The organism is Pseudomonas sp. (assembly GCF_050739655.1).
Taxonomy (GTDB): Bacteria; Pseudomonadota; Gammaproteobacteria; order Pseudomonadales; family Pseudomonadaceae; genus Aquipseudomonas.
In genome coordinates this window covers 1-2583 of record NZ_JBOIBY010000410.1, presented here as the reverse complement: position 1 = coordinate 2583, position 2583 = coordinate 1, and the positions used below count along the sequence as shown (strand labels likewise).

Below are 2583 nucleotides of genomic sequence, written 5' to 3'. Positions count from 1 at the left end.
GATCAAAAGATCGCAGCCTTCGGCAGCTCCTACACGATGGCAGTTAGATCCATGTCTCGCGGGCTCAGCTATTATGCCCCCAACCCCGATACGCGAGACCGTCATGCGCCGTTTGCTCTGCCTGCTGCTATTAGTGTTCGCCCTGCCGGTCTGCGCCACCGGGTTGCTGGAGAGTCGACCCAGTTCAACCCTGGGTTCGATCAACAACAGCGCCGACTTCTTGCCGGTGCGCGAAGCTTTTCAGTTGAGTCTGGTAGAAAGCACACCGCAATCGATCAAACTGCGCTTCGTCGCCACCGAGGGTTATTACCTTTACCGACACCGTTTTCAGTTCCGCACCGACCCGCCCGACGTCGTACTCGGTACAGCGCAATTGCCCGACGGACAGAAAAAGCATGACGAGTACTTCGGCGACGTAGAGGCCTACCACGGCATTCTCGATGTAGAACTGCCGCGCACCGATCAACGTGCCTTTACCCTGGCCGTCACCTATCAGGGCTGCGCCGACAAAGGTCTGTGCTACCCACCGGAAACCGAGCGCCTGACGATCAACGGCAGTGAGAGCACCGCAACTCCATACAACTGGAGCTGGCGTGAACTGGCGTTGTTCTTCCTCGCAGGTCTCGGCCTGACCTTCACACCCTGCGTGCTGCCGATGCTACCGATTCTTTCCGGAGTGGTATTACGCGGTCAGGTCGGCGGCTTGCGCGGTTTCAATCTGTCATTGGCGTATGTTTTGCCGATGGCGGCGTGCTTCGCCCTGCTTGGCGCCTTGATGGGGATGTTCGGCGCACAGTTGAACCTGCAGGCACGCCTTCAATCAGCCTGGGTGCTGGTGCCCTTCGCGATGTTTTTTGCAGTGTTCGCATTGGCGATGTTCGGGGTGTTCGAGCTCAAACTGCCCCACGCCATCAGCAGCCGGCTTGACCGTATTGCCGGCCGCACCGAAGGTGGCTCGCTCTGGGGCGCGGCAGTATTGGGTGTGGTTTCCAGCCTGTTGGTTTCACCCTGTGTTTCAGCACCGCTGGCCGGTGCATTGCTGTACATCAGCGCCAGCGGCGATGCCTTGGGCGGCGGACTGAAGCTGTTCATGCTCGGCCTGGGCATGGGTGCACCGCTATTGCTGGTGGCCACCGGTGGCGCAGCCTGGCTACCCAAAAGCGGGCCGTGGCTGATCTACGTGAAAAACGCGATTGGCGTTCTGCTGCTGGGGCTGGCCATCGGCTTACTGAGCCGGGTAATGCCGGGCCAGATAACCCTGCTGCTGATAGGCTTGCTGGCCGCGGGCGTCGGCTTGTTCCTGGGAGCGCTGGAGTTCGTCTACAAACCGCCACGCAAACGCCTGGGTCAATTACTCGGCATGTTCCTGCTGTTTTACGCCCTGGCCTGTTGGTACGGCGGATTCAGCGGCCAGAGCGACCCGTTCAATCCAATCGGCCAGCCACGGACAACCGTGGTCGAGGCGTCCGCGTCCGACGTCAGCGCGTGGCAAACCGTCAGCACCCCGGCAGATCTCGACCGCGCCCTCGCCCAAGCCCGATCGTCCGGCACTCCACTGCTACTCGACTGGTACGCCGACTGGTGCATCAGCTGCAAAGTCATCGAACGCGAAGTACTCAACGACACCACCGTCATTGAACGCCTCAAGGGCTATCGCCTGATCCGTTTCGACATTACTGAAAGCAACGCCGAACAGCGCACCTTGCTCGATCGCTACAAACTGTTCGGCCCCCCGGCCTTGATGTTTTTCGGCAAGGACGGCGCCGAACGTACCGATGTACGGGTGATCGGTGAAATCAACGCCCCGGACTTCGCCGAACGTGTTGCGAAAGCAAATGACCGGATTTAATCAAGCGGTCACATACTTTGCGCAAACATCGCTCATCGTGCTGGCTATTGCAGAGAACTGGACAGTCACAAAGGCTTTGCGGCATAGTCGCCAGGTTCTGACAATTGCCCGCTCACAACACAGGAACAACCGATGGCGACGCTACTCGTACTGCACGGCCCCAACCTGAACATGCTTGGCACCCGTGAACCGGGCACCTATGGCGCCACGACACTGGCGCAGATCAATCAGGATCTGGAACGCCGGGCCCGCGAAGCCGGCCACCATCTGCTGCACCTGCAAAGCAATGCCGAGTACGAATTGATCGACCGCATCCACGCCGCTCGCAGTGAAGGTGTGGACTTTATTTTGATCAATCCAGCAGCTTTTACGCATACAAGTGTCGCATTACGTGACGCGCTGCTGGCTGTGAGCATCCCATTCATCGAAGTGCATTTGTCTAACGTGCACAAACGCGAACCTTTCCGCCATCACTCTTACTTCTCCGACGTAGCGGTGGGAGTGATCTGCGGCCTTGGCGCCAGCGGTTATCGACTGGCCCTGGAGGCCGCCCTAGAGCAGCTTGAAACACAGGCAACGACTTGAACAACAAGCGTTAAACGCCCCTGACCGACCCTTGGGAGTTGATGATTCATGGATATCCGTAAAGTTAAGAAACTGATCGAATTGCTGGAAGAGTCCGGCATCGACGAGCTCGAGATCAAGGAAGGCGAAGAGTCCGTACGCATCAGCCG

At 58.7% G+C, this 2583-nt stretch carries 2 protein-coding genes and 1 pseudogene; all 3 read left to right on the top strand.

Annotation, left to right across the window (positions count from 1 at the left end; translation table 11 throughout):
- Positions 1 to 103: 103 nt before the first annotated feature.
- On the top strand, positions 104 to 1849 hold the full coding sequence (locus ACRESJ_RS20195) for a protein-disulfide reductase DsbD (protein WP_431759469.1): 1746 nt from the start codon (positions 104 to 106) through the stop codon (positions 1847 to 1849).
- Between the two features lie 132 nt (positions 1850 to 1981).
- On the top strand, positions 1982 to 2434 hold the full coding sequence (gene aroQ / locus ACRESJ_RS20190; protein WP_111449188.1) for a type II 3-dehydroquinate dehydratase: 453 nt from the start codon (positions 1982 to 1984) through the stop codon (positions 2432 to 2434).
- 48 nt (positions 2435 to 2482) lie between these two features.
- A pseudogene (locus ACRESJ_RS20185) lies at positions 2483 to 2583 on the top strand (acetyl-CoA carboxylase biotin carboxyl carrier protein); the annotation flags it as partial.